The organism is Holophaga foetida DSM 6591 (assembly GCF_000242615.2).
Taxonomy (GTDB): Bacteria; Acidobacteriota; Holophagae; order Holophagales; family Holophagaceae; genus Holophaga; species Holophaga foetida.
In genome coordinates, this window is the sequence record NZ_KI912268.1 from 1,195,097 (window position 1) to 1,221,489 (window position 26,393).

The following is a 26,393-nucleotide window of genomic DNA, read 5'->3' on the forward strand; positions in this document are numbered from 1 at the left end:
CCCGGAAATCCGCCATGAGTAATGTTCCGCCCGGAAATCCCGAGAAAAACATAAGCCGCACCATCATGGATCAGCATCCAGCCCCATACTTCCCGGGAATCCCCTACCACAGGCCATTCGTTCTCCTGAATCGGAGAGATGCCATGCACCGAACCTTCCGCCCCTATGCTGTCATCTGGCTTGCGGGAGCCATCCTTGCCGCTTCGGGGAGTCTGGACGACAGGGCTGAGGAAGGCGGCATCGGTCGCCGCAGCGGGCCGAGGTACAGCAGCCACCTTGCCAAGCTGCCCATCGGAACCTTCGTCGAAACCTTGAGCCTCGACCAGCTTGCGGAAGTCATTGTGACGGACACCAAGAGCGCCCAAAGGCAGGAGTCGGTGACCCAGAAGGTGTTGATTGTCTACAGCGAAGCCTTCGACCAGAGCACCGCATCCAACCGGAATCTGGCGGAACTGGTGAAGTACCAGCCGGGACAGTTCGTGAACGTTCTCTCCCGCAACGATGCCAACTGGGGATCCTTTGGCGGTCTGGGGCCGAAGTACAACACGTATCTCCTGGACGGACTGCCCATGGACTCATTCATGGACGCCATGAGCCTCGATCCATGGGCCTTCGACCGCATTGAGGTGCAGCAAGGCCCAGCGGCGGTCATGTATTCCAACTATCTGTCCATGGATTTTGCAGGGAACGAGTCGCCCCTGGCCGGTACCACCCACTTCGTGCTCAAGGAACGGATCGACGGCCCCTTGACGCGGATCCAGGCCAGCGGCGGATCCTACGCGACCATGGGCGGAAAGATCTATCACCAGGATCAGAAGGGGGCCTTCAGCTACCTGGCAGGAGCCAGCCACGAACAGTCCAACTACACCAACTACGGCACCACCCCTTCCTGGCTGAACATCCTGGAGGACCCGCGCTACAAGAAATCCAAGGTCTACGGGAAGGTCACCTATGCCCTGGGAGAGGCGGATCACAGGCTGTCCATCTTCCTCCACCACACGGCACACACGGGCCAGGTGGGGCGCCCCAACCGGGATTTCCAGCACCTCTACGACACCCTGAACCTCACGTACTCAAGACCGATCCGCGAATCCATCCATCTCCAGGCCAAGGCGGGCTACCGCGGATACGACCGGAACTGGTCCGAGGACAACTACCCCACGAATCTGGAGCGCAAGGAACGTGACCGCGTGAAGCAGAGGATCGTTCCGGCGGACGTGACCCTCACCTGGAAGCACTGGGGCGAGAGTCTGCTGTCCGTGGGTGCCGATGCCCAGTTCGCCACGTACACAAGCTACTCTGATGCATCCGGTTCCACCAGGATCAGCAACGATGCCAGGGCTCAGTCCCTGGGAGTGTTCCTGCAGGAGAAGCTGGTGTCGTGGAAATGGGTCTGGAGGGCCGGCGCCCGATTCAACCGGACAAGCCACCACTATGACTGGATCGGAGGCACTCGGCCCGAGGTCTCCCGCAAGGCCTGGAACAGGTCTCTGTGGAGCGCCGGAACTCGCTTCAACGCGACTCCGGTCTTCTCCTTCTTCGGAAACATCAGCAGCAGTTTCCTGGCCCCATCCGCCAAATCGGTCGGGGGAACCCTCCAGGAGGGCGATGTCGGCCAGCCCGGCAAGGACGGTCAACTGCCCAACCGGAACCTCAGCCCGGAGAAGGGCATCGGCATGGACCTGGGCATGAACGTGCAGCCTGGCCATGCCCTCACCCTCTCCCTTAGGGGCTTCTTCACCCGGGTCAACGACGCCATCGTGGACAACGTCGTGAGCAGCACGCCATCCCAGACGAGATCTGTCAATGCAGGCAGGGCCTCCTCCCTCGGGCTCGAACTGAGCGCGGAGCAGGTGGTGTCGGACAAGTGCATCTGGTTCAGCAATCTGACCTTGACCCGCAGTGAGTTGCGGAATGCCGTCGACCTGGACCAGGACGGCGCCGACACCCCCTTCGCCCCCAGGTACGTCGCCAATCTGGGCCTGACCCTCGGCCTTCCCAAGGGGCTGACGGTCTCCCCCTGCCTGCAGTCCTTCGGGAGGTATTTCGACAGCAGTTCCAAGAGCTCCCGAGCGGCCTTCGGGAACGATCAGATCCTGAACATCAAGGCGCAGGCATCACTCTACAGAAGTTCCAGCCACGCATTGAGCTGCGCTCTGGACCTCAACAACGTCCTCGACAGAAAGATCCGTATGCCTTGGCAGTTCCAGGACCCGGGATTCAACGCGACTTTCCACATCCACCTGAGTTTCTAGCCCCCCATGCCTCTGCTCCCCGCCCTCACCCATCTGCGCACCGCCCTCCGGCCCCCTTGCTGGCTCCTCGGGCTGGTGCTGCTCTGGACCTGCCATCAGCCCGCCATGGCCCAGCAGGAGAAGCTGCTCCAGGCCAAGGTCAAGACCGCCTACGTCTTCAACTTCATCCGATTCGTAGAGTGGCCCTCACTCGAGGGGGCCCCCCCGACGGAGCCGATCCGTGTCGGAGTCATCGGCAAGGACCAGGTCACAGATCTGCTCAACGAACTCTCAGGCAAACAGGTGAAAGGCCATCCCCTGGTGATCGAACGCTATTCCACCTCTGGGGGGAAGCCCATCCAGTGCCACATCCTGTTCATCAGCCAGAGCGAACAGCAGCATCTGGCAAGGGTCATGCGGCAGCTCCCACCCTCCGGAGTTCTCACGGTCAGTGATATCGGCCGATTCTCCCAGCAGGGGGGGATGATCGGATTCGTGACTGAAGAAGGCAAAGTCAGGATCGAAATCAACCTGCGCACCGTGCGCCAGTCCAGCCTGCGGATCCACGCCAAGCTGCTGGAAGTGGCAACGGTGCACCAATAAAGGGGCAGCCATGGGTCGAGTCCCCCTCCTCTGGAAGCTGCCCATCAAGGGCAAACTGATCCTGATCATCATGGTGGCCAGCGTTTCGGTGCTCTTCCTTGCGACGGCCTCGTTCTGGGTCCAGCAGCGCATCCACGCCCGCCAGAGCATGGTCCGTGACACTTCAATGCTGGCCCGCCTCATGGCCGACCGGAGCACGGCGGCCCTGATCTTCGACGATCCCAAGCTCTGCGAGGAAAACCTGGCGGCCTTACGGGGCATCCCTTCGATCGTGGAGGGGGGGATATTCGATCCCAGGGGCGGGCTGGTGGCCAGCTACCGGTCATCCGATCTCCAGGCAGTGATCCCTCCGGCGAATCTGGGTTCAACCAGCCATCGATTTGCGGGTGACAGCCTGATCGTGTTCCAGCCCATCCTGACGGAGGGCACACACCTGGGAACGGTCTATCTGAAAGCCGATCTCGGAGAACTGAGGGTCGTGTCCAGACAGTATCTCCTGTCGGCCTTCGCGATCCTTTGCCTGGGCAGCCTCGTAGCCCTGTTCCTGGCCTCACGGCTCCAGCAGGTCGTCTCACGCCCCATCTCCATGCTCACCGGAACCGCCCAGCGGGTCGCGGGCAGCCAGGACTACTCCATGCGGGTCTCAAAGGTCTATGAGGATGAACTGGGCGTGCTGGTGGACGCATTCAACGGGATGCTAGCCCAGATCCAGGACAGGGACCGCGTACTCCAGGAGAGCAATGAACGCCTCGAATCCCAGGTCCAGGCCCGCACAGGTGAACTGCGGGCCGCCAAGGACCAGCTTGAGGCCATCTTCGAGGCCGCGACCAGCGGGATCGTGCTGACCCAGGCGCGCACCATCGTCCTCTGCAACCGCAGGCTGGAAGAGATCTTCGGCTACGCCCCCGGCGAGATGATCGGCAGGGGAACCCGGATGTGGTACCCGGACGATGCGACCTGGGAAAGCATCGGGGCAGCCATCGCCGCCAGCGCCCTCCAGGGCGAGATGTTGATCCGTGAACTGCAACTTGTGAGAAAGGATGGAAGCCTGTTCTGGGGGCGGATGAAGCTTCAGTCGATGGACACTTCCAATCCCTCAGACGGAGTCGTGGGGGTGATCGAGGACATCACTACCGAACGGGAGAACGAAGAATCCCTGAGAAGGGCTTTGGCGGCCGCGGAAACCGCAGACCGGATCAAGTCGGCATTTCTCGCCACGATGTCCCACGAGCTGCGGACTCCCCTCAATTCCATCATCGGATTCACGGGCATCCTCATCCAGGGGCTCGTGGGCCCCCTGAACGCCGAGCAGAAGAAGCAGCTGGGGATGGTACGGGATAGCTCCAACCATCTGCTCGAACTGATCAATGACGTACTGGATATCTCCAAGATCGAGGCTGGACAGCTGGAAATCGTCCAGGAGAGCTTCGATCTGCGTGCCTCCCTTGAGAAGAGCGTCCAGATCCTCCGGCCCCAGGCGGAAAAGCGGGGGGTCCCCCTGGAGCTCGAGATTGCGCCGGAGGTCGGGCGGCTCCGAAGCGACCGACGCCGGGTGGAACAGATCCTCATGAACCTGGGCAGCAACGCCATCAAGTTCACGGAGCACGGGAAGGTGCTGATCAGCTGCCGGGTCAACGGGTGCGAGATCGAGGTGCGGGTCCGGGACACCGGCATCGGCATCCGGGACGAGGACATTGGCGTCCTTTTCCAGCCCTTCCGGCAGGTGGACGCTGGAACCACCCGGAAATACGAAGGCACCGGACTGGGGTTATCCATCTGCAAGCGATTGGTGGAACGTATGGGGGGAAGGATTTGGGTGGAGAGCGTCTGGGGCGAAGGAAGCACCTTCACCTTCGTCCTGCCGCTGGAAGGGAGGGAGCCATGAAGCAACGCATTCTCTATATCGAAGACAATGAGCAGAACCTCTACCTGATCACCTTCATCATGGAAACCGCTGGCTACCAAGTCGTTCAGGCCAGGAGCGGAGAGGAGGGGATCGCCCTCGCCGGAGGCCAGGCACCCGACCTGATCCTCCTGGATATCCAGCTGCCTGGCATGGACGGCTACGAAATCGCCCGGAGGCTCCGGGAGAACCAAGCTCTGGCAAAGGTCCCCATCGTGGCGGTCACCTCGTACGCCATGGTGGGCGACCGAGAGAAGGCGCTCGGAGCTGGCTGCGATGGCTACATTGAAAAGCCCATCAATCCGGACACCTTCCTCGCCCAAGTGGAATGCTTCCTGGGAGCCGCCCCCTCCGGCGGAGGGCAGGCATGAGCACGATCCTGATCGCCGACGACCTCGAGCAGAACCGCTACATGCTGGATGCCCTCCTGAAGGGGATGGGCCACCGGACGCTCGTCGCGGAGAACGGGGCCGAGGCCCTGGAGATGGCACGGAACACCCCCACGGACTTGGTGATCTCGGACATTCTCATGCCGGTCATGGACGGATTCGAATTCTGCCGACGGATGAAGCAGGACGAGGCACTGAAAGATATCCCCTTCGTCTTCTACACAGCCACCTACACGGAGCCCAAGCACGAACGCTTCGCCCTGAGCCTGGGGGCCGAGCGCTTCATCACCAAGCCCCAGGAACCCAGCTACCTCATGACGGTGGTCCAGGAACTGCTGGGCACAGCCGGCCACAGGGCGGCGAAGGCCCCGGACGAATCGATCGATTCGGAGATGGCCTTCCTCCGTCAGCACAACGAAGCTCTCTTCCACAAGCTAGAGAAGCGCAACCAGGACCTGAGGCGCCTGTCCGATCTCCACATTCTGCTGTACCGGATCAACCGCGCGATCCGTAGCGCGAGGTCGGAGGCAGAACTGCTGGCGGAGACCTGCCGCCTGTGCATTGACTACGGCAAACTCGATCTGGCATGGATCGGATGGGCCCCCGGTGCGGGAGAGCCCCTCCGCGCGGACTTCATGGCCGGACCGCTTGCGGAGTGTGCCCAGGATCTGGCAATTCCCCTGGACCCAGCCCTCCCCGAGGGACAGGGCCCCAGTGCGACGAGTCTGCGGGAGGCTCGGATCGTCCTATGCCAGGATTGGACAGCGGATCCCCCGGTGAGCCCATGGGGTTCCAGGGCCGAACCCCATGGACTCCGCTCCAGCGTATCCCTGCCGGTTTTCCTCGCAAACCGCGCCGTTGCCGTTCTCAACCTGTATTCGGTGCAGCCTGGATTCTTCGTCCAGGACCGCCTGGCCCTCATCGAAGAAGTGGCACGGGATCTATCTTTCGCCATCCGGGCCCTCGCAAAGGAACGGCAGCGGGAGGAGGCGGAAAGGGCGTTGGCGGCTCAGGAAATGGAGTACAGGGCTGCCTTCGAGCAGGGAGCTGTCGGCATGGTGCAGGTCGCCATCGATGGACACATCCTGCGGGTCAATCACCGCGCCTGCGAAATCTTCGACCGTCCTCCAGAGCACCTGGTCGGGCATCACTTCTATGAGTTCACCCATCCAGAGGACCAGGAGCCGACCTCGGGACTCTTCCAAAGTCTGGGGAAGGGATCGCTGGACAGCTTCCACGTCCAGAAGCGCTATCTCCGCCAGGATGGACGGATCCTGTGGGGGGATGTGAGCGGGGGGCCGGTCCGGGGTCCCAACGGTGAGGTGCTTTACATCCTGAGCGCCATCAACGACATCACCAACCAGAAAGCGGACGAGCAACAGCTCCGGAAGCTCTCGAAGGCCATTGATCAATGCCCGGCGGTGGTGGTGATCACGGATATCGAAGGCAGCATCGAATACGTGAACCCGAGTTTCTCCAAACTGACTGGCTACAGCAGAGAGGAGGCCCTGGGCAAGAATCCGAGGATTCTCAAGTCCGATGCCCATCCCGCAGAAACCTACCGGAACCTCTGGAACACCATCCTGGCGGGCCAGGTCTGGCACCAGGAACTCCTGAACCGGAAGAAGAACGGCGAAGACTACTGGGAGGATATCTCCATCGCCCCGATCCTCGACGAGGGCGGCGTCATCACGCATTTCGTGGCCATCAACGAGGACATCACCCGCACGAAGCAAGTCCAGGCGGAGCTTCAGGAGCAGCTCGCGGAACTGCGTCGCTGGCATGAGCTCACCCTGGGACGGGAGGGCCGCATCCTCGACCTGAAGCGGGAGGTGAACGAACTGCTGTCCCGCCTCGGGGAGGGGCCCCGCTACCCAAGCGCCCCGGCAGGGAACAGCACGCCCTCCAGCGGAGGCAAGCCGTGAGACGCGGCCCCTCACTCAGCGTTCTCGCCGCCATCTTCGTGGCCCTCTCCATCTTCTTGGTGGTGGGAGGATACGCATCCTACAAACGTGAGGAGCGTTCGATACAGGCCCAGCGGTCCCGGGAGCTCCGGGCCATCGCCACCCTGAAGGTCTCTCAGATCGTCGACTGGCGGAACGAGCGGATTTCGGATGCAAAGCACGGGGTCAATCACCTCGCAGCGCACCGGGAGGTGCTGGCATCCCTGAGCCATCCCCCTGGAGGCAGACCGAACAGGGAAACCATCCGGGAACTGGAGCTCATCAGGAACGCCGACAACTACGGGAATGTCATGCTGGCCTCCACAGGGGGTGAGCTCCTGGCCTCCCTCGACCCGGGGGTCGACAGCCTGGGACCAGAAGTCAGGGCGCTCGTTCAGGATGCGAAGGAACCGGGACGGGTAGTCGTCGGCGAGCTTTTCCGCCCCCCTGGAGGAGGGCAGGTCAATCTGGACATCGCAGCACCTGTCTGTAGCCCCGCAGGGAAGGTGCTCGCCGTGCTCCTTCTCCGGGCGGACCCAGAACCGCGCCTCTTCCCCCTCATTCAATCCTGGCCCACCCCAAGCGAGACGGCAGAGACCCTCCTCGTGCGGCGGGACGGAGAGGAGATCCTGTTCCTCAACCGCCTGCGCCACCACCAGGCCCCTGCCCTCACCCTGAGATACCCCCTCCACCAGCCGGAGCTCCCGGCATCCCAGGCAGTGCTTGGGCGGATCGGCACCTTCGTGGGCAAGGACTATCGGGGCGCCGAGGTGCTTGCGGATATCCATCCCGTTCCCGATTCGTCGTGGTTCATGATCGCCAAGGTCGAGACCAGGGAGATCCTGGCGGAGGCCCGGTATCGGGGCGTGATCATCCTCGGTTTCGTCGGGCTCGGGGTTCTGATGATCGGCCTGCTGATGGGCCTCCTGTTCTATGTAGGGCAGGCAAAGCTCTACCAGAAGCTTTTCTCCGTGACACCCCTTGCGAGGCATGACCCCAACGTGCCCTCCCGCAGGGTCCACCGCGCAAGACTGACGGCCCGCGCAGCGGGACTCGTCGGGATCGCCGTGGGCATCCTCGTGCTGGCCGGATGGGCATGGGACATCCCGGCCCTGAAGGGTCTCCTGCCGGGTTTCGTGACGATGAAGACCAATACGGCCATCGGGTTCCTGTTGGCGGGGGGGGCCTTGTTCCTGCGGACATCCCAATCCAGGGGCAGCCAGATGGGTTCTGCGGTCTGCGCAGCGGTCCTCACGATCCTGGGGGCCCTGACCCTTGCTCAATACCTCCTCGGGGTGGATCTCCACATCGACCAGCTCCTCTTCCGCGAGGCCCCTGGCGCCCTGGGCACCCTGGCCCCCAACCGGATGGCACCGACCTCCGCCGTGAGCTTTATCCTCCTGGGATGCGGCTTCACCCTGGCGGGCTTCCCCCGAACGGCCTCTGCATCGCAGTGGCTGGCCCTGCCAGTGGGCCTTTTCAGCCTCCTGTCCCTGCTGGGCTATTTCTACGGCACCCTCGGGGCCTTCGGCCTGGGGTATTACTTCCAGCTGGCCCTCCTCACGGCACTGGCATTCATCGTCCTGGCTGCGGGACTCCTGCTCCTGAACCCATCCGAGGGTTTCATGCGGCGCTTCATGGGCGACTCCATGGGAGGGTGGCTGCTGCGGCGGATGATGCTCATCATTCCTGGCATATCCATCCTGGTTGGATGGGTCCGGGCCCTGGGGGAGCGCTTCGGCTGGTATGAGTACGCGGTCGGTGTCGCCCTCATCGTCATCGCCTTCAGCACCATCCTTGCGGCCGCAGCATGGTGGACCGCCCGCTCCCTGGACCACATGGACCTCATCCGTAGCCATGCGGAAGCCCAGGTGCGCGAAAGCGCGGAGGAAGCCCAGGCAACCCTGTACGGCATCGGGGACGGGGTCATCGTCACGGATGCAAAGGGGCGCTTGATCCACATGAATCCCGCAGCAGAAGGCCTCACGGGATGGACGGAGTCCGAGGCACTCGGAGGCCCCCTTGAGGATGTCTTCCAAGTCGTCGAAGAAGACACCCTTGAACCGGTGGAGAATCCAATCCGACGCGTCCTCCAGGATGGGCTGCCCATCAGCCTCGCCAGCCACACCATGCTCCTGGGCAGGGATGGCAGCAGGCGAGCCCTGGCCGACAGCGCGGCCCCGGTCCGGAACGACCGCGGTGAAATCGTCCGCGTCGTCCTCATCTTCCGGGACCAGACGGACATTCGTCGCCGGGAGCGGCTCACCCAGATACGCACAGACCTGAACGATTATGCTGACACCCACTCGCTGGACGAGCTGATCACAAAAACCCTGGATGAAACCGGCGCCATGGTCGACAGCCCCATCGGCTTCTACCATTTCTTTGACGAGAACACGGGCAAGCTCACCCTGCAGCAGTGGTCCACTCGCACCCTGAAGGAGTTCTGCACGGCCGAAGGACGCGGTTCCCACTACCCCATCGACAGGGCCGGCGTCTGGATGGACTGCGTCCGCTTCAAGACCCCGGTGGTCCACAACGACTACGCCTCCCTGGCCCACAAGAAGGGACTTCCGCCGGGGCACGCAAAGGTCGTCAGGGAGCTGGTGGTCCCCGTGATGCGGGCGGGCAGAGTCGTCGCGATCCTGGGCGTCGGCAACAAGCCCCTCGATTACACCGAACAGGACACGGAGGCCGTCACCTTCCTGGCCGAGGCCACCTGGGCCATCATCGAACGGAAGATGGTCAATACGGCCCTGGAGCAGAGTGAGAACCGCTTCCGGCACCTGCATGAGAGCATGCGGGACGCGTACGCCCAGGTGGACATGGAGGGGCGCATCATCGACTTCAACGGGATCTTCCAGGAGATGGTCGGCTATTCGGGCGAAGAGCTCAAACGCCTCACTTACATGGACCTGACACCGCCGGAGTGGCATGCCATGGAAGCCGGGATCATCCATGACGAAGTGCTGGTCCACGGGTATTCGAAGGTCTACGAGAAGTGCTACCAGCGGAAGGATGGCGTCGTCTTCCCCGTCGAGCTGAGGACCTGCCTGCTCAAGGACATCGATGGCACCCCCGTTGGCACGTGGGCCGTAGTCCGGGACATCACGGACCGGAAACGGGCCGAGACCTTCCTCAAAGAAGCGGAGCGGACCGCCACGGGAACCCTGGACGCACTCACGGAGCACCTGGCCATCCTGGATGAGAACGGCACCATCCTCAATGTGAACGAGGCCTGGCGGCGCTTTGCCAGGGAGAATCCCCCCATCAGCCACACGGTATGCGAAGGGGCCAACTACTTCGAGGTGTGCCAGGCCGCAACCGGGCCGGATGCAGAAGTGGCAAGGGCCTTCCTGGACGGCATCCGGAGGGTCACGGCAGGAGAGGTCGCAGAGTACACCCAGGAATACACCTGCCATTCGCCCGAAGTCAAAAGGTGGTTCTCGGGACGAGTGACCCGCTTTGCAGGCGAGGGGCCCCTGAGAATCGTCGTGGCCCACGAGAACATCACTGAACGCAAGATGACCGAGGACCTCATCCGGACCAAGACGGAGCTGCTGGACCTCGCAGGCACGATGGCCAAGGTCGGAGGCTGGGAATTCGACCCGGTGACCCTCAAGGGCACCTGGACCGATGAGACAGCCAGGATCCACGACCTGGAAAACCCTGAAGAGCTGGGCGTCTCACAAGGCCTCGGCTTCTACTCCGGCACCTCCGCTACGAAGATCGCCAGTGCCGTCCAGGAAGCCGTCGAACTCGGAAGGCCTTACGACCTGGAACTTGAGCTCATCAGCGCCAAGGGGGTCCTCAAGGTCATCCGCACGGTGGGGAATCCAATACGGGATGAGTACGGGAAGGTCATCAAGGTGCGGGGAATGCTGCAGGACATCACCGAAATCAAGGAAGCCCAGTCGGAAGCCCGGCGCCTTCTCGACATCGCCGACGCCTCCCGAAAGGCCCTTCTGAGCCTCCTGGAGGACCAGAAGGCCTCCGAGACTGAGATCCTTCACCTCAATGCAGATCTGGAGCAGAGGGTGGCCACCCGCACCCTTGAACTGGCCGAAGCCAACCGGGAACTGGAAGCCTTCGCCTATTCGGTCTCTCATGATCTGCGCGCCCCGCTTCGCCACATGGAGGGATTTCTGGGCATGCTTGCACGCCATATGGGGGACAGGCTGGACGAAAAGGGCGACCACTATCTACGAGTCGCCCAGGGGGCCTCCGTCAGGATGGGGCAGCTCGTGGAAGGTCTCCTGTCCTTCTCGCGGCTGGGGAGGGCGGAACTCCACAGGGTGAGGGTGGACACGGCCCAACTGGTGTCCGCCGTAATTGAGGAGTCCAAGAGCGAATGGGGAGAGCGGCAGATCCGATGGAAGATCGGCAAGCTGCCCACGCTCCAGGGGGATCCCACCCTGCTCCGACTGGTCTTCCAGAACCTTATCGGGAACGCCCTGAAGTTCACCAGGAACCGGCCCGAAACAGTGATTGAAATCCAGCCCATGCTGGACTTGGCAGGCGAGTCGGGCATCGAGATCCGAGACAATGGGGCGGGCTTCGATCCGGCCTACGCCCACAAGCTCTTTGGCGTCTTCCAGAGGCTGCACCGGGAAGAGGACTTCGAAGGCACGGGCATCGGTCTGGCAAACGTCCACCGGATCATCACCCGCCACGGCGGCAGGGTGTGGGCCGAGGGGCGCCTGGGTGAGGGAGCCACCTTCTTCATAGCCTTCCCCGGAGAGGAGGAACGATCATGAACTGCATCAGGCAAATCCTGCTGGTGGAGGACAGCCCGGCCGACGCTGAGATGACCATGGATGCCCTGGCCTCCAGTAACGTCATCAACGAGATCATCCACGTAGAGGACGGGCCTGCGGCCCTGGATTACCTCAGACGCCAGGGCTGCTATGCCACGAGATCTCCCGGGAATCCCACATTCATCCTGCTTGACCTCAAGATGCCGAAGATGAACGGTCTGGAGGTCCTCCGGGAGATCCGGTCCGATGAGGAGTTCTGCCTGATCCCCATCGTGATGCTCACGTCCAGCGCAGAAGAGAAGGACATGATCGAAAGCTACCGTCTGGGCGTGAACAGCTATGTCGTTAAACCACTGAACTTCGGCGAATTCGCATCGGTGGTGGCCTCCCTGGGCGTCTTCTGGGCCGCCATCAACAATCCGCCCCCCAAGGCCCGTAATGGAGCAAAGGAATAGGTGTGCAGAACGGGCCTTTAAAGATCCTCCTCCTTGAGGATTCCCTCAACGATGCGTTCCTCATCGAGCAACTGCTCGGAGAGCATCTGGGCAAGATCAATATCATCCGGGTGGACAACCGGGAGGACTACCTGCGGGAGCTCGGTTCCCCGGATGTCAGTCTCGTGCTTTCGGACTATTCGCTGCCCTCCTACAACGGCCTTGAGGCCCTCACCGCGAAGATGAAGATCCACCCTGAATTGCCCTTCATCTTCGTTTCGGGGGTCATGGGCGAGGATCTCGGTGTGGAGTGCATGAAGGTCGGTGCGACAGACTACATCTTCAAATCCAACCTGAAGCGCCTGCCTTCTGCCGTCCACCGGGCCCTGGAGGAGATGCACACCCGCCGAGCCCTGCTTGAGGCAGCCCGGGTGGCCAAGGTTGTGCCCTGGATCCGTGACGAGGAGGATGGCACCTGGGTCTTCGGGTATCTCGTGAAGGATGTCCTCGGCTATACCCACGACACTCTTAACGCGGAACCAGAGCTCCTGAAATCCATTGTCCATCCCGCTGACCTCTCGCGCTTCATCTCCTCGTTCACCCCAGCGAGTGCACTCGACAGGACAGACTTCGACTGCCGGATCCAGCATGCTGACGGCCGTTGGATCTGGACCCGTTGGACCCTCGCCTGGTCCGCTTGTCGGTTCCGGGGCATCCTCCAGGACATCACCGAGCTCCATGTGGCCCAGGATGCCCTGATCCAGAGTCAACGCCTGGAGAATCTTGGCATGATGATCGGGGGCATCACCCACGACTTCGGGAACCTGATCGGGTCCATGAGGGCGGCGGCGGAACTGCTGGCCATGAGCCAACTCACCGAGAAGCAGCAGCGCCATGTGGAGATCCTCGTCCGAAGTTGCGAACGGGCACAAGAATTCAAAACGGAACTCCTGCGCCTCGCCCGCAAGGAGGATGCGCCGGTCCGGGTCGACCTCGACCTGAACGACGTGACCGAAGAGGCGGCGATCCTCCTGCGTCACGCGCTTCCCAAGGGCATAGAACTGAGCTTCCAGCCGGGGGAAGGCATCCCACGGGTCCGAGCCGTCCCCTCCCAGATCCTGCAGGTGCTGATGAACCTCGGCATCAACGCCCGCGATGCCATGGGCAGCCAGGGGAGGATCACCCTGCGCACCATTGCCCTCCAGCTCCAGGAGGCGGAAGCATCAGAGCATCATCGGCCCGGTGGGACCTATGCGTGTGTTGAGGTGCAGGACACGGGTCCCGGCATTCCCGCCGAAGTCCTTTCCCACATGTTCGAGGCATTCTACACAACCAAGGACGAAGGCAAGGGCACCGGCCTCGGCCTCGCCATGGCCAGAGCCATCGCCCAACAGCACGATGGGCTGATCCAGGTCGAAACGGGACTCGGAAAGGGCACCCGGTTCAGGGTCCTGCTGCCTTTGGGGTGAGACCGCATTCCGCATCCGCGAAAGGAAACGGGTTCCGCAACGGCCCTAAGCCGCTCTCCAGAAACCCAAACAAGTTCATAGGAGCGGCATAAGGGGCCGTAGCGGAACAACCAGAGCGGCACGGGTTCCGCAACGGCCCCTAAAGGGCCTGCCCGCAGGGTGAGGGATCTTCCCCCTCCCGCTGGCTTCGGCCGGAAAAACTCAAGTTGGCCACCAGGGCGGCGAGAATGCCGAAGGCAGCGATGATGCTGAGCATCGGGAGGGCACCGGTGCCCTTGAAGGCGCCGATCATGGCACTTCCAAGAGCTCCGACCCCGAAGCCGAGGCCCCCCATGAGGGCGGCGGCGGAGCCGGGGTCGGCTCCGTGGGCTTCCATGGTCAGGGTATTGCATGCGGGCATGATGCCGCCCAGAGCCGTGATGATGACGAAGAGCAGGATGCACAGGACCCAGAGGCCCGAAAGACCCGAAACCTCCAGGAGGGCCAGCAGCAGGGCCGATCCAGCGTAGAAAAGGGTGGCCCCCTTCACCACCGTCTCGGCGCCGAAGCGGGCGCTGAGGTAGGCGATGAGGTGACTACCCATGGCGAGGCCAACAGCATTGATCCCGAATAGCAGCGAGTACATCAGGGGCGAAAGCCCATAGGTCTTGATGAGGACGAAGGGTGAACCCGCCACGTAGGCGAAGAAGCCCCCCTGGACCAGGGATTGGGTCCCGGCATAGGGAATGAAGTTCCGGCTGACGAGGAACCGGGCATAGAGCTTGAGCGCGGCGCTGGGTCGGCTCTGGGCACGCAGGGATGGGAGGCGGGTTTCAGGCAGCTTGAGGTGGATCAGCGCGAACACCAGCACCGCCAGGATGCCCAGAACCGCAAAGATCGTCTGCCAGCTGGCGATTTTCAGGATCAGGCTGCCCACCAGGGGTGCCACGATCGGGGCCAGGCCGAAGATCATAACCACCACCGACATAAGCTTGGCAGCGATCACGCCCGTGTAGAGGTCCCGGATGATGGCAGCGCCCATGACCATGCCGATGGAGCCCCCCAATCCCTGCACGAAGCGCCAGGCGATCAGTTGGGTGGCACTGGTCGAAAAGCAGCAGCCAACCGAGGAAGCAGCGAAGATGCCCAAGGCCAGATAGATCATGGGCTTGCGGCCTGTCCTATCGGAGAGGGGGCCATAGAAGAGCTGCCCCAGGGTGAAGCCGAGGAAGTAGCTCGTGACGCTGAGCTGCATACTGCTGCCGCTGGCCCCCAGATCCTTGCCAATCATGGGCAGGGCCCCCACATTCATGTCCGTGCCCAGGGGGCCCAACATGCAGAGGCAGCCGAGGCACAAGGTCATCCATGCAATCTTTCTGTCCATTGACTCTCTCCGGCTTGTGAGGCAAGGCCCCTACAATTTGGAAACGATTCGGTTTCCATTTGATTAGGATACGATTGTGTTTCCCATTGTCAAGGAGCCTCTCCGATGGAGAACGGAATGAACACGGGCAAGCGTCGCCCCGGCCGTCCGCCCGCCCTGTCGGAGGAGAAGCGCCGGGAGCGCATCCTGGCTGCGGCCGAAGGGGTCTTCAGCGAGGTCGGTTATGGGGCCGCCAGCATGGAGGAGATCGCCCGCCGGAGCCAGATGTCCAAGAAGACCGTCTACCAGCTCTTTCCAGACAAGGAAGCCATCTTCACCACCCTCATCTTCAACTACGAAGACACCCCTCAGCGGAATCTGAAGGCCGGAATGGATTTCCGGACCAGCCTCAGCACCAGTCTCCTGGAGATGGCCACGTTCACCTTCTCACCCCGCCAGGTGGCCATGACCCGGCTGGTCATCTCCGAAGCTCGGCATTCGCCGGAACTGGCCCAGCGTTTCTATGAGAACTGCCTTCAGCGCGTCAACGACCTCCTGGTCGGTCACCTGACGGGCCCCGGAGCAGACCATCCGCTAAAGACCCTCGACATCCCCCTCGTGGCCGATATGCTCTTCGGCGCCACCATCGGCGCACTGCACCTGAGAGTCCTGGTCAAGGGCCTGGAGCCGGAGTTCATACAGAAAGAGCTTGAGACGCGCATCCAACTGGTCATCGATCTGATCCTCGGCCCCCGGTGAGTCATCACCTGCCGCCGGGTTGACTCAATCACCCCAAATAGGAAAACGATCCCCCAACAGAGCCCGGAGGGGCTAAACAATTGGGCTCATATTAAACAGCCTCGGCCAAGGCCTGAGCAAGGCGAGTCCGATTGCAGCAGCTCAGCCCCGTTTCTTCAGCGAGATCGCTACCTTGGTGTCTCCCCCATCGAATCCGCCCCATTCGGGTTTGGCGCCGGTCTCCTTCTTGGCTCTCTCGGAGGCCAGGCGGACTTGGTCCAGCACGTGGACGGCTACCTGGTAGGGGGTCTCCTCGTCCACCTTGAGGAAGACCTTGCGCATGCCAGCAGGCTGGAGCTGGAGCACGGGGCAGAGCTTGGCGGCGATGTCCTGGAGTTCGATCCGGTCGCTCTGGAGGGTGAATTCGTACCCCTTGTTGTCGGCGGTGGGGCTGATGCCCAGCACCAGGGGGGGATTCCTGGGGTCCGGGGGGGTGGGCTTGTCGGTCTTGATGACCTGGGGCACCACCACGGGCAGGGCCTTGCTCAGGCCGGGGACCATCACAATGAAGACGATGAGGAGCACCAGCACGATATCGATCAGGGGCGTGACGTTGATGTCCGACTTGGCGTGGACCCCATGCTGAACCTTCTTGGGCTTCTGGGGGCTCATTTCTTCTCCTTCTCGCCCTTGTCCTCGCTGGTGACGATGGAGGCCTCGTCGGCCCCGCCTTCACGGCAGATCTGGAAGAGCTCGTTCACGTACTTGAAGGGAAGGTCGGCCTCCGCCTTGACGAAGACCCGCTTGTCCGCGAGGTAGTCCGTGGACTTCCGGATGAAGCCCACCAGGGCCTTGCGGCCCTCGGTGGAGCTCATATCCCAGCCCGTGGTCTTCTGGGACTCCTTGGCGTCCTTGTCGTCCAGCAGCACGAAGCCGGGGCCCACGACCTTGCTGAAGTCCTTGGGATCCCGCTTGGCTGGCAGCATCAGTGTGAGGTACTTGGCGCTCTTGTCGGTCTCCGCCTTGACGCTGTGCTTGGCCAGCGGCAGCTTCACGGCATCATTCACGGCCGGGGTGATCACGATGAAGATGATCAGCAGCACCAGCACGATGTCCACGAGGGGGGTGACGTTGATGTCGGCCTTCGCGCCGCCCTTCTTCCCACCTACATCCATGGCCATGGTTTTCTCCTAGGCCCGGCTCTCGCGGCGGATGAACTCGTCGATCATCTGGGAGGCGGCGTTGTTGATGGAGGTGATGACCTGGTCCTGCTTGTTGGTGAGGATGTTGTAGAACCAGACGGCGGGGATGGCGACCACGAGACCCAGGGCGGTGGTGGCCAGGGCTTCGCCGATGGAGCCGGCCAGGGCGTTGATATCCCCGGCGCCCTTGGTCTTGAGGTCCGAGAAGACCTTGATGATGCCGATCACGGTGCCCAGCAGGCCGATGAAGGGGGAGGCGGAGGCGATGGTGGCCAGGGTGCCCATGCCCTTCTTCAATAGCTCGGTGACCTCGGAGGTGCCGCGCTCGATGGCGCGCTCCACGGGGTTGATCACATCATGGTTCTCGTGGGTGGCCTGGAGCTGCTTCTCGTACTGGTAGATGTCCAGGCCGTGCTTCAGCACCAGGGCGATGTGGCTCCTCTGGTGGGTGGCGGCGGCGCGCTTGGCGGCCTCGAAGTCACCCTGGCGCAGGGTGTCCATGAAGAGCTTGAGGAACTTCCGGGAGGCGGAGGCGCTGGCGGCATACATGGTGGCCCGTTCGATCACCAAGTAGATCTGGAAGAGGAACAAGGCGATCAGCAGCAGGATGATGCACTTGTTGGGAATCGAGGCGGCGGCCCAGATGGCGGCTGGGCCGAAGGCATCGCCCTTGGCCCCTTCCACGAGGCCAAGGTTCAGGAGGGAAGCTGGGAAAGAACACATGACAAGTCCTTGAAGAGATAGACAAAGGGCCGTTCCGACAGGAACCTTGATCAGGGAGTGAAGAAAAAGTCGACATCCATTGGCCCCCCGTTCGGCAAGGGCTCCTGGAGCAGGCTTCGGGTCTCACCCATGGGAAGCTCCAGCATGGCGAGGATGCGTTCCATCAGAACCTGCTCCTGTTCGTCTGCCGAACGCCCTTCGGGATAATCACAGAGGGTGCCCACGATCATCCAGAGGAGGAGCCCCCAGAGGGTGTCGCTCTGGGCCAGGGTCAGGAGCCTACCGCTCTCCGCCATGGAACAAAGCCGCCTGAAACCGAAGACCGGAAGGCCCTGTCGCAGGGCATCCACCAGGATGGATGGGGCGGGCACCCAGCTCCTCCAATGACGCTCAGTCAGAAGATCGTGAATAAGGAGACGGGTGGCGAGCACGCACCCCCGGATCGGCTCAGTGCGGTGGAGACAGAGGGTGGTCATGAAGCAGTGGCGCCCAAGGTTGTGAACCTGAAGGGCGAGCAGCAGGCTTCCGAGCTCCTCCTTGGAGCGGAAGTGGCTGTATACCGTTCCGAAACCCACATCGGCCCGTTGGGCCACATCCTGGATCCGAAGCCCCTCGACTCCCCGCTCCTGGAGACACTGAGCGGCTGCCTCCAGGATCCGAATCCGAGTCTGATCACGGCGCCAAGCCCTCCGCCCCCCTGGAAATTGCCTCGGGGTCCGGGCGGGGAGGTCCTGCGGGCATGTTGGAGACATCAGAATAGGCCCCGAATCACCTGTTCCAGGAGGGTGGTGGCACCCCGCACTCCGAGGAGGGGCCTGGGCAGGAAGTCCGGGATCGGATCGGCGGGAAACTCCAGGTCTAGCGCCGGTATGCCCAAACTCCGGGCCAGCATGGCTGCGGCCCCATCGGCGAAGAGGATGTCCACCTCCCCCTGACGCCAGGAACGCCCCCAGGCATCACCCAGGCCATGGGCCTGAAGCCAAACGTGCAGTTGCTGGGCCAGTTCCGAATCGGCCCCGTCACTGAGCACCACGGAGACCGGCAACATTCCTAGATAGCCATGGAGCCATTGAACCAAGGGGAGGGCCAGGGAAGCTTCAAGATGGACCGCAAAAGCCGCCCCCTTCAAGGTCTCCAGAGAGCCGACACATCGGTCCAGGAGATGGGCGACCTTACGACGCTCCTGGCGAATATCTTCCAGGGCGGGGTTCGGGTCGACCACCGCCGCCTCCGCCACCGCGCGAATCCACGCTTCAGTGGCGGCGTATCCCAAGGGAGCGCCCAGAGGGCCTTCCACGACACGGCCAGGAAACCTCGCTCCAATCCATGGGACTACTGCGTCTGCAAAAGGGGCATGGACCACCGCCAGGACCTCCGCTGAGGCCATCCGAGCGCAGGCTTCCCCATCCGCCCCAGCCCCCAGGGCGCAGACGACCTCCAGCCCGCAGAGGCCAAGGAGGCGATGCAGCTCCTCCAGGCTCCCTTCCCAACGGGCGTGGGACAGGGAAAGCCCCAGCAGGGCCACCGTGCGGGGTTGAACGGCGGCGGGCTCCAGGTCCAGAGCTTCCAGCATGGCGATGAGCCCCTTCTGGAAGCCGACGGCGAAGGGGGCCGAAAGTGCGGGCATCTCTACGATGGCACAGGGACGTCCCGGGAGGATTTCATCGGCGCAAGCCCGGAGGTCATCCCCGATCAAGGCTGCTCCAGGGGAATTGACGATGGCCAGGGGCCCATCGCCTCGTCCTGCGATGACCTTGAGGGATTCCTCCAGCTTGGCCCTGGCGCCGAAGACAATATCGTTGCCGTCCATGGAGGTAGTGGGGATGCGCGGCTGACCGAAGAAGAATGGATCAGCATAGTTCATGCGTTCACGGGCATCCCCCCGGGGGCGCATGTGCTCGGAAAGGTAGCTGTGAGGCCCCCGGCACCCGGTGGGGCCATGGAGGATCACGTCCCCCTCCCCGAAGCTTTCGAGTCCCAGCAGGACGCCGGTCAGACCGTCCGGCACTTCGGTCTGTATCAGGGTTCCATTCTCAGAGATCATTGCGCCATCCCTCCCGGGGGGGGAGCAGCAGCGATCGACGCCACCGCTCCGCCAGGTCCAATCCAGCAAAGAAACCCGCATCGGGGCAGTAGGGGAGCAGTTCCACCCGGCATTCCGCTGGCTGGGTGGGCCAGACCGTGTTGGCCAGCGTCAGATCCGGCATCAGTTCACGGATATCCCGATCCCGCTGTTCCCGGGTATATCCGGTAACCACCGGCAGGTGGCGGGCGTATCGCGTGTGGAACGTGTCGTCCCAAGCGGAGGGAAGGATGCCCACTTTCACGATCTCCATCCCCAATTCCAGGGCCAATTCCAGGATCCAGTCCACCCGGTGGTTCGGGGTGACGATCAGAACCCGAAGTCCCTCAAAGGCGGGGCGTAGGCGCTCGATGCCCTGCTCGTAGCGTTCGAGGTTCTCGGCAATCAGTGCCCTCGCCTCTCCCTCCTTCCCGAATAGCTCCCCCAGGGTCTGGAGCCAGAGGCAGGTGGCTCCGAAACCGACCGGATAGGGAACCTCTAGGAAGGGTACCTGGAAGCGGTCCACCAGGAAGTCCCGGACGGCGCGCCCCATGGCGTCCTCACTGGCCAGGATGTTGAGCTTGGCCTTCTTGAACCCCCGGATCTCTTCCGTGGAGGTGTCCCGGATGAAGCGGCAGTTGATGCCAATCCCAAGCGCCCCCAGGAGAGCCTTCAGGATCACGAAATTGCCCTCGGTATTGGTGGCCAGATTCTTCTCAGCCACCAGATTGACAAAATTACCCTCGGGTTTTTGCTCCGGATCGATGAAGCGCTCCGCGATGCCCACGACGGCGTCAATGATGCCCTGCATATAGTCGCCCGTGAGATTTCCGTCGGCCTTGAGGGGGAGCACCGACAGGCCAACTAGGCCCCCCTGGCGGGCGGTGAGGGCGCGTTCCACATCGTCGCCGATGATTCCCGCAGCACAGGTCGTGGCCACAAAGATGGTATTGGGTGCCCGTTGGATCGCATCATCCAGCCCAGCCTCAAGCAGATCTCCTCCGCCAAAGATGGCCACCCGTTCATCCATGGCGGTGCAATGGAGTGGCGCGGCGAGCGCCGCGACCGGTGACAGTCCATGCCTGAACCAATTCCTTCGGGCCGAGGCCCCCCGCCCATGCTCGGAGATGAAGGCGCAGCTCCGGGGCCCGTGGACCAGGGTCAGGCTGTCCTTCACCTGGAGGGCTGTATGCACCGCGCCATTGAAGGCGCAGCCGTGAAGGATTTCCTGGCTGCGGACGCTCTTGGACCAGTATCGCCCCTGGGGGACATTCCCGATGGCCCCAATGGGAGCCGATTCACGAATCGGCAATTCCGGGCTTGGAGGTCTTGCAGGAATGGCCACATGGTGTCCCAGGATCCGGGACTCCAGCACTTCGGGGTCCAGAGGGCGGGCGGGGAAGCTCCAGCCACCTTGGAGTATAGCTGTGGCCAAACCACCGAACTGAGCTGTGATGGGATGATCGCGAAAGGCCTGGGCCAGCGTCTGCCCCTTGCGCTCCGCTTCCATGAATACATCGTTTCTCGGAAGATCCAGAAGGAGGGGCACCTGAACCGCTTCCGCGAAGCGATTCACCCGATCCGTCTCGTCCGGGAGCCCCCTACGGTTGAGGAGGATGCCTCCCACGCGGTAGCCCCCACTCTCAAAATTGCGAATTCCCCGGAGAATGTTGTTGGCGGCATAGAGAGCCATGAACTCGCCGCTGGTGACGATATAGACAAGATCTGCGTAGGCCTCCCTCAGGGGGACCGCGAAGCCTCCACAGACCACATCCCCCAGGACGTCATAGAGGGTAATGTCGTACCCGCGTTCCTGCAGGCCAAGGGTCTCAAGCATTTGAAAGGCGCTGAGGATGCCCCGCCCGGCACAACCGACACCGGGTTCAGGTCCTCCGGCCTCCACACAGTCGATGTCCGCGAAGCCCCGCTCGACCACGTCTTCCAGCCTCCGGCCAGAGGGGCCGGTATGCCTCAGGTAGTCGAGTACGGTCGGAAGCCGCCGCCCCTCAAGGAGGAGCCGCGTGGAATCCTGCTTCGGGTCACACCCGATCTGGAGGACCTTGGCCCCTTGAAGGGCCATGGCTGCCGAGAGATTGGCCGAAAGCGTGGACTTTCCGATGCCGCCCTTCCCGTAGATGGCGATCTGCTTCATGACTACTCCAGATTGAAGGTGATGGGAACGTGGACCCATGCGGCCACTGCCTCGGAACCTCGATGGGCGGCCACAAAGATCCAGCGCCGGACGGTATCCATGGCCGCTGCGTCCAGACGGGGGAAGCCACTGGTGGCCTTAATCTCCACCTGGTCCACATGACCATCGGGCTTTACCAGGACCCGGAGTACCACCGTGCCTGTTTCACGAGCCCGGCGGCAATAGATGGGATAGACAGGGGCGGGGTTGCGAAGATAGGCCGCATCCGCCCTCGGGGGGACCACATCGCTGCCGGTTCCCCCGAGCCCCCCCCCCACCACGCCGCCCTTCTTGCCGCCAACGACACCACCCACTACCCCTCCAACCTCTCCCCCAGGGACACCCCCGGGCACACCAATCCCTGCTGGAGTTGGTGATGCCTGGGGAAGCGTTGAAGGCTGTTGGATATCCGTGGGTTCGGGAGACCGCTCGGTTGGTTTTTCCTCGATTTCCTTGGCCTGCGAAGGGGATGGTCTCGCCTCACCGCCCCCTCCGGCCGGAGGGGGTGGCGGTGGCGGTGGGGGCTCATCACTGATCACTTCCCGGATGGAAATGCCGACAACTCGGCGCTCGGGTTGGCAGGACCCGCGACGGAGGCAGAGGATTCCCAGTCCCAGGAGTGCCCCGGTAACGACCCCAAAAAGGCAAAGGACCAGTATGCGGGAAGGCCGACGGAGGTCACCCGAGAGGTGATCCCGGTAGACCGCATCCAGCAGGGCATCATTCAAGGAACCGGGAGTCATGGCTCAACTCCAAAAAGGGAATGCCAGCGGCTTCCCCATAAGACGTCTGGGCATCCCTAGAAAAGCCACTTGGCGCCGCCCACGAAGGTCCGTTCGGCCATCGGGTAGCCGAGGTTGTACTCATAGCAGCGGTTGAGTATGTTTTCCACGGAGGCCGTCAACTCAATGGCCTTGAGGGGACGGTAGGCCCCCTTCAGGCTCAATAGAACGAAGCCGCCCTTGCTGATGTTCAGCCCGTAGGTGCTGCTGGAGCTGTTCCAGTCCGTGGCCCATTCGTGGCCATGGTAGGAAGCAATGAACTGGGCGTCCCAGGACTCCTGGCCCAGCTTCATACCCGCCGAAGCGCTCCATTTGGGGGTAGAGGTGAGCGTGCTCCATGCACCGCTGGCCTTCTCTTCGAAGCGGGTCAGGTAGTTGATGTGGGCGTATGGCTCCAGGACCATCCTGAGCCTCAGGGCCGCACCCAGATCATAGCTGGCGTTCATCTCGAAGCCTTCCAACTTGGCCTCCCCCGCATTCCGGTAGGTCGAGGCAGTCAGGGCGGAACTGTAGTAGCTGACAATCTTGTCCTTGAAGTCTGTGTGGAAATACGAGACGTCCCCCCGGAAGGCCCCCTTCACCACCTCGATCCCCATATCCACAGTGGTGCTCTTCTCGGGGCTCAGCCCGGCGTTGCCCACATAGTGGGTGCCCCAGGAATAGTAGTCCGCAGCCAACTCCAGCGGGGCGGGGGCCCGGAAGGCGGTTCCGGCATTGGCCTTGATGGTGATGCTCTCGGTGAGCTTGTAGACCACGCCACCCCGCACCGTGGTGTGATCGAGGCTGTCATCTTTGGCTGTCATGCCGCTCAGGCCAGGCGTATCCAGGATGCTGTTCTCAAAGCGATCGAAGCGCAGGCCCGCACTCACCAGGAGCCGCTTCTCCAGGAGGCTCATGCGCCCCTCGGCGAAGGCTCCATAACTGTCGTAGCGGGAGTTGGGGTTGTAGGGAGAACCAGCAGTCCGAACGCTCTGAACCTTGATTCGGTCCCACTGACCCCCGGTAACGATGCGATGGTCCCCCACGGTGAAGGTCTTCTGAAGGCTCAGGCCCTGGGTGTCCGTGTCGGTCTTGTCCAGAGCGTCAGTACCGGGACCTGAGGAGTAGTCCGCGTTGCTGTACCATTCATCCCGATCCGCCACATAGTAGTATTTTGCCTGCAGAGACTCAGTGCGGTAATTCAGGTCCAAGGCGTCCCGCTTTTTGTTGTTGTAGTCATCGGGGTCTGCGGAGTAAGTCGCTCCCTGGGAGCCGATATCCCACCCCTTCCAGTGCTGGTACCCCAGGGACAGGTGGTGCCCTGCCGCGATTTCGTATCCCAGGCGTGTCGAAAGCGTCTCGGCCTTGTATCCGCTGTTTTCAATCGTCCCGTAGTCCGCAGCCTCGTAGTCGCCCTGCCCTTCCCGGCTCAGGGTTGCGGAAAAATCCAACTTCCCAACCTTGCCCTGAGCCTCCCCAAAGACCTTCCAGTAGTCCCAGGAGCCGCCTTCAACACCAAGGGCACCATGGCAGCCATCCTTGGTTCCCTCCTTGGTGATGATATTGACCACACCACCCATGGCAGCCGATCCGAATAGCACCGAGGCTGGTCCCTTGACAATCTCTATGCGCTCGATGTCCTGAGCCGGGATCTTAGCCAAGTTAACCGTGCCAGCCCTGCTGCCATTGATTAGGATCAGCACCCGGCTGGTGTAACTGCTGGACCAGTTGCTTTGGAGTCCCCGGATACCAATAGAACCAGTCAGACAGCCGTTGTATTTTGTGACGTGGCCAATGCCCGCCTCGGCGATCAGATCCCCCGCATTCCTGGAGGTTGAGTTCTTGATATCGTCCTGGGAGACAACCTGGACAGAGGCAGGCACGTCTTTCTTGGCTTCCTTGACGGCAGTGGCCGTGACGATCACTTCCTGGAGATCCGCAGGCTCGGCAGCGGCGCTGGGCAGAGTGGCCAGCAGAAGCCCCAGTGGAAGCGTGTGTTTATGGGAAAGGGGGTTCATGGCTTCTCCTTGAGAGGGGTGGGTTGGGTTTTCTTGAATCCGTTCTGCTTGCCCAGGGCCTCCAGGACCGCCTGATGGACGGCCTGAGCCATGAGATCCCCGATGCGGCTATGACCCCCGGGGTAGGTCACCAGAGGGCCACTCGTGCCTGAGACAACGATCATGCTGTCCGTGCCGGTGCCCGTGGCCTGGACCCCCTTGGTGCAGCTACTGGAGACATTCAGATCCTCCAGGGCAGCGGTCTTGGCCTCGGTGGCCGTGATGATGGCCCGCGCCAAGCCCCCGTCCGTCAACCGGGCATTGGTGAGGATCAGGATATTGATAGTGCCAGGCTTAGGTGCCTTGGCTTGAAGGGTGGCTGGAAAAGCCGGGTCCGGTTCAATGTAGGTGCCCTCATCCACGCCCGCCCGCAAGGCATTGCCACGGGCCCCCGCCGTGGCCAGGACCGTGACCGTGAATGGGGGAAAGGTGCGGGTCACGACCGCGCCGTTGTCCAAGTCTGCGGCGGTGGCCATCATGGCCGTGTCGCCGGGGCGGAGGCCCAGCCGACCCGCCATCTGTTCCTGGATCGTTCGGGCATAGACCTTCCCACCTACTTCCTGGGGAGTCTTCATGGCTTCCTCGACCTGGAGCCAGAGGGCAGGCTGGGCCGCGTGGTTTCCCGCAGCCAGAACATCCAGGATGCCGTCGTTGGTAGAGATGGCCCGCCTGCGGGAAGGGAATCTCACCACCAGTGTCTTCTCCCAGAGCCTGTTCCGCTCGGCTCGGACGATGGAAGCCTTGGCGTCCAGGCATTCGGAGAGCGTTGGAACATCTAATGCAAAAATATTGCATTTAATAGAAAATATGACAAAAATATAACAAATCCACCTGAGCGCACCGACACGATTCATTAACTTCCTCATAATCAACACTTAAAAGCGACAAGCCTTCAGCTGCCCCATGACCAATTGGAGCCCTACTTGTCCTGTTTGCCTGTGAATGAATCAGCTGCCAGTCATGACTTTGACCCCCTGGTGTGGGGGGCAGGCAGAAGCGGGTGCGAGCATCGCTCGCCCAGCCCCTCCGAGCCCTCGCGGAGTTGTTTTGGCCTAACCGCTCAGGCAGGTCTCCTGGCTCACGGGTCTCGGAGACTGGCTCCATCGCGGCTCCCCGTCTTCCCGACATTCCTGTCAGTGACGATGGGGGGAATCGCTTCCCGATCACAGTGGCGGGACCGCGCCGGATTCTCACCGGCTTCCCTGTTGGGCCCTTGCGGGCACCTGGGCGGACTATCAATCCTGGTCATACTAATGATCCACCCGCGAGAGTGTCAACGTTAAATTTCACCTAACATCACTTTTGGATACGCCACATACTTGCCACAAAAAAACTGTTGCTAGTCATACCAGCATGCTAATGTGGTCCTACAATTTAGCGAAGGGTGTTCGGGAAGCCGGTGAGAATCCGGCACTGCCCCGCAACGGTATGCGACGCGCCTCTGGCGCGCGGCCTGTAGCCGAGACCACTGGGAAACCGGGAAGGACTCGGAGGAACCGAAAGGATCCAGCCAAATCGCAAGTCCGGAGACCGGCCCAGCGCATCAACCCCCGCCGAGGGAGCGGGCGGGAGGCACTGGTAGCCA

General features: G+C 62.3%; 19 protein-coding genes and 2 riboswitches. Of the genes, 9 read left to right on the forward strand and 10 right to left on the reverse strand.

The annotated features are described in order from the left end of the window. Positions 1 to 143 precede the first annotated feature (143 nt). From HOLFODRAFT_RS0205125 to HOLFODRAFT_RS0205160, 8 genes are read left to right on the forward strand one after another with little or no spacing between them, the layout of a single operon-like run. On the forward strand, positions 144 to 2,255 hold the full coding sequence (locus HOLFODRAFT_RS0205125) for a TonB-dependent receptor plug domain-containing protein (protein ID WP_005034003.1): 2,112 nt from the start codon (positions 144 to 146) through the stop codon (positions 2,253 to 2,255). A gap of 6 nt (positions 2,256 to 2,261) precedes the next feature. Next, positions 2,262 to 2,837, forward strand: coding sequence for a TOL_0243 family YfiR-like periplasmic protein (locus HOLFODRAFT_RS0205130; RefSeq protein WP_005034001.1), 576 nt, complete (start codon positions 2,262 to 2,264; stop codon positions 2,835 to 2,837). Between the two features lie 10 nt (positions 2,838 to 2,847). Next, a complete protein-coding gene (locus HOLFODRAFT_RS22675) occupies positions 2,848 to 4,722 on the forward strand; it encodes a sensor histidine kinase, YfiR-like protein-associated (RefSeq protein WP_005033998.1) in 1,875 nt (624 codons plus the stop codon). Next, complete coding sequence (locus HOLFODRAFT_RS0205140) at positions 4,719 to 5,111, forward strand: response regulator (RefSeq protein WP_005033996.1); 393 nt, start codon at positions 4,719 to 4,721, stop codon at positions 5,109 to 5,111. The genes HOLFODRAFT_RS22675 and HOLFODRAFT_RS0205140 overlap by 4 nt, the downstream gene beginning before the upstream one ends. Further along, positions 5,108 to 7,054 (forward strand): PAS domain S-box protein, encoded by a 1,947-nt coding sequence (locus HOLFODRAFT_RS0205145; RefSeq protein WP_005033994.1) that lies wholly within the window; start codon positions 5,108 to 5,110, stop codon positions 7,052 to 7,054. The genes HOLFODRAFT_RS0205140 and HOLFODRAFT_RS0205145 overlap by 4 nt, the downstream gene beginning before the upstream one ends. Continuing rightward, the gene (locus tag HOLFODRAFT_RS22680; protein ID WP_005033992.1) at positions 7,051 to 11,829 is read left to right on the forward strand and encodes a PAS domain S-box protein; all 4,779 of its coding nucleotides are present in this window, start codon (positions 7,051 to 7,053) and stop codon (positions 11,827 to 11,829) included. Before HOLFODRAFT_RS0205145 ends, HOLFODRAFT_RS22680 begins: the two co-directional genes overlap by 4 nt. Next, positions 11,826 to 12,284 (forward strand): response regulator, encoded by a 459-nt coding sequence (locus tag HOLFODRAFT_RS0205155; protein WP_005033990.1) that lies wholly within the window; start codon positions 11,826 to 11,828, stop codon positions 12,282 to 12,284. The genes HOLFODRAFT_RS22680 and HOLFODRAFT_RS0205155 overlap by 4 nt, the downstream gene beginning before the upstream one ends. A gap of 2 nt (positions 12,285 to 12,286) precedes the next feature. Beyond that, positions 12,287 to 13,732: an ATP-binding response regulator gene (locus tag HOLFODRAFT_RS0205160; protein WP_005033988.1), complete on the forward strand. Its 1,446-nt coding sequence runs from the start codon at positions 12,287 to 12,289 to the stop codon at positions 13,730 to 13,732. A 139-nt stretch (positions 13,733 to 13,871) separates the two neighbouring features. Here HOLFODRAFT_RS0205160 and HOLFODRAFT_RS0205165 read toward each other — a convergent pair whose 3' ends face one another. After that, positions 13,872 to 15,095, reverse strand: coding sequence for a multidrug effflux MFS transporter (locus tag HOLFODRAFT_RS0205165; protein ID WP_005033985.1), 1,224 nt, complete (start codon positions 15,093 to 15,095; stop codon positions 13,872 to 13,874). Positions 15,096 to 15,212: 117 nt separating this feature from the next. Here HOLFODRAFT_RS0205165 and HOLFODRAFT_RS0205170 point away from each other — a divergent pair, with 117 nt between their 5' ends. After that, a complete protein-coding gene (locus HOLFODRAFT_RS0205170) occupies positions 15,213 to 15,833 on the forward strand; it encodes a TetR/AcrR family transcriptional regulator (protein ID WP_026939060.1) in 621 nt (206 codons plus the stop codon). 141 nt (positions 15,834 to 15,974) lie between these two features. Here the strand turns inward: HOLFODRAFT_RS0205170 and HOLFODRAFT_RS0205175 are convergent, their stop codons facing one another. Genes HOLFODRAFT_RS0205175 through HOLFODRAFT_RS0205220 form a run of 9 tightly spaced genes read right to left on the reverse strand, consistent with a single transcriptional unit; the run spans position 15,975 to position 25,500 of the window. Continuing rightward, on the reverse strand, positions 15,975 to 16,484 hold the full coding sequence (locus HOLFODRAFT_RS0205175; protein ID WP_026939061.1) for an ExbD/TolR family protein: 510 nt from the start codon (positions 16,482 to 16,484) through the stop codon (positions 15,975 to 15,977). Continuing rightward, positions 16,481 to 16,993, reverse strand: coding sequence for an ExbD/TolR family protein (locus HOLFODRAFT_RS22685; protein ID WP_005035054.1), 513 nt, complete (start codon positions 16,991 to 16,993; stop codon positions 16,481 to 16,483). Before HOLFODRAFT_RS22685 ends, HOLFODRAFT_RS0205175 begins: the two co-directional genes overlap by 4 nt. A 9-nt stretch (positions 16,994 to 17,002) precedes the next feature. Continuing rightward, positions 17,003 to 17,737 (reverse strand): MotA/TolQ/ExbB proton channel family protein, encoded by a 735-nt coding sequence (locus tag HOLFODRAFT_RS0205185; RefSeq protein ID WP_026939062.1) that lies wholly within the window; start codon positions 17,735 to 17,737, stop codon positions 17,003 to 17,005. Positions 17,738 to 17,787: 50 nt separating this feature from the next. Continuing rightward, the gene (locus HOLFODRAFT_RS22690; protein WP_005036919.1) at positions 17,788 to 18,489 is read right to left on the reverse strand and encodes a TetR/AcrR family transcriptional regulator; all 702 of its coding nucleotides are present in this window, start codon (positions 18,487 to 18,489) and stop codon (positions 17,788 to 17,790) included. Further along, positions 18,489 to 19,781, reverse strand: a complete 1,293-nt coding sequence (locus HOLFODRAFT_RS0205195) for an oxidoreductase/nitrogenase component 1 (protein ID WP_005036917.1) — start codon at positions 19,779 to 19,781, stop codon at positions 18,489 to 18,491. The genes HOLFODRAFT_RS22690 and HOLFODRAFT_RS0205195 overlap by 1 nt, the downstream gene beginning before the upstream one ends. Then, a complete protein-coding gene (locus tag HOLFODRAFT_RS0205200) occupies positions 19,771 to 21,951 on the reverse strand; it encodes a nitrogenase component 1 (RefSeq protein ID WP_005036914.1) in 2,181 nt (726 codons plus the stop codon). Before HOLFODRAFT_RS0205200 ends, HOLFODRAFT_RS0205195 begins: the two co-directional genes overlap by 11 nt. A gap of 2 nt (positions 21,952 to 21,953) precedes the next feature. Next, on the reverse strand, positions 21,954 to 22,733 hold the full coding sequence (locus tag HOLFODRAFT_RS25040) for an energy transducer TonB (protein WP_148300366.1): 780 nt from the start codon (positions 22,731 to 22,733) through the stop codon (positions 21,954 to 21,956). Positions 22,734 to 22,789: 56 nt separating this feature from the next. Then, positions 22,790 to 24,769 (reverse strand): TonB-dependent receptor plug domain-containing protein, encoded by a 1,980-nt coding sequence (locus tag HOLFODRAFT_RS0205215; RefSeq protein ID WP_005036911.1) that lies wholly within the window; start codon positions 24,767 to 24,769, stop codon positions 22,790 to 22,792. Beyond that, complete coding sequence (locus HOLFODRAFT_RS0205220) at positions 24,766 to 25,500, reverse strand: adenosylcobinamide amidohydrolase (protein WP_211237934.1); 735 nt, start codon at positions 25,498 to 25,500, stop codon at positions 24,766 to 24,768. Before HOLFODRAFT_RS0205220 ends, HOLFODRAFT_RS0205215 begins: the two co-directional genes overlap by 4 nt. Before the next feature lie 354 nt (positions 25,501 to 25,854). Beyond that, positions 25,855 to 26,050, reverse strand: a riboswitch (cobalamin riboswitch). A 103-nt stretch (positions 26,051 to 26,153) separates the two neighbouring features. Then, a riboswitch (cobalamin riboswitch) is annotated at positions 26,154 to 26,359 on the forward strand. Positions 26,360 to 26,393: the final 34 nt, after the last annotated feature.

Excerpts from the sequence above, each read along its gene's own strand:
- HOLFODRAFT_RS0205125 (WP_005034003.1), top strand. The coding sequence starts at position 144 with ATGCACCGAACCTTCCGCCCCTATGCTGTCATCTGGCTTGCGGGAGCC.
- HOLFODRAFT_RS0205130 (WP_005034001.1), top strand. The coding sequence starts at position 2,262 with ATGCCTCTGCTCCCCGCCCTCACCCATCTGCGCACCGCCCTCCGGCCC.
- HOLFODRAFT_RS22675 (WP_005033998.1), top strand. The coding sequence starts at position 2,848 with ATGGGTCGAGTCCCCCTCCTCTGGAAGCTGCCCATCAAGGGCAAACTG.
- HOLFODRAFT_RS0205140 (WP_005033996.1), top strand. The coding sequence starts at position 4,719 with ATGAAGCAACGCATTCTCTATATCGAAGACAATGAGCAGAACCTCTAC.
- HOLFODRAFT_RS0205145 (WP_005033994.1), top strand. The coding sequence starts at position 5,108 with ATGAGCACGATCCTGATCGCCGACGACCTCGAGCAGAACCGCTACATG.
- HOLFODRAFT_RS0205155 (WP_005033990.1), top strand. The coding sequence starts at position 11,826 with ATGAACTGCATCAGGCAAATCCTGCTGGTGGAGGACAGCCCGGCCGAC.
- HOLFODRAFT_RS0205165 (WP_005033985.1), bottom strand. The coding sequence starts at position 15,095 with ATGGACAGAAAGATTGCATGGATGACCTTGTGCCTCGGCTGCCTCTGC.
- HOLFODRAFT_RS0205170 (WP_026939060.1), top strand. The coding sequence starts at position 15,213 with ATGAACACGGGCAAGCGTCGCCCCGGCCGTCCGCCCGCCCTGTCGGAG.
- HOLFODRAFT_RS0205175 (WP_026939061.1), bottom strand. The coding sequence starts at position 16,484 with ATGAGCCCCCAGAAGCCCAAGAAGGTTCAGCATGGGGTCCACGCCAAG.
- HOLFODRAFT_RS22685 (WP_005035054.1), bottom strand. The coding sequence starts at position 16,993 with ATGGCCATGGATGTAGGTGGGAAGAAGGGCGGCGCGAAGGCCGACATC.
- HOLFODRAFT_RS0205185 (WP_026939062.1), bottom strand. The coding sequence starts at position 17,737 with ATGTGTTCTTTCCCAGCTTCCCTCCTGAACCTTGGCCTCGTGGAAGGG.
- HOLFODRAFT_RS22690 (WP_005036919.1), bottom strand. The coding sequence starts at position 18,489 with ATGTCTCCAACATGCCCGCAGGACCTCCCCGCCCGGACCCCGAGGCAA.
- HOLFODRAFT_RS0205195 (WP_005036917.1), bottom strand. The coding sequence starts at position 19,781 with ATGATCTCTGAGAATGGAACCCTGATACAGACCGAAGTGCCGGACGGT.
- HOLFODRAFT_RS0205200 (WP_005036914.1), bottom strand. The coding sequence starts at position 21,951 with ATGAAGCAGATCGCCATCTACGGGAAGGGCGGCATCGGAAAGTCCACG.
- HOLFODRAFT_RS25040 (WP_148300366.1), bottom strand. The coding sequence starts at position 22,733 with ATGACTCCCGGTTCCTTGAATGATGCCCTGCTGGATGCGGTCTACCGG.
- HOLFODRAFT_RS0205215 (WP_005036911.1), bottom strand. The coding sequence starts at position 24,769 with ATGAACCCCCTTTCCCATAAACACACGCTTCCACTGGGGCTTCTGCTG.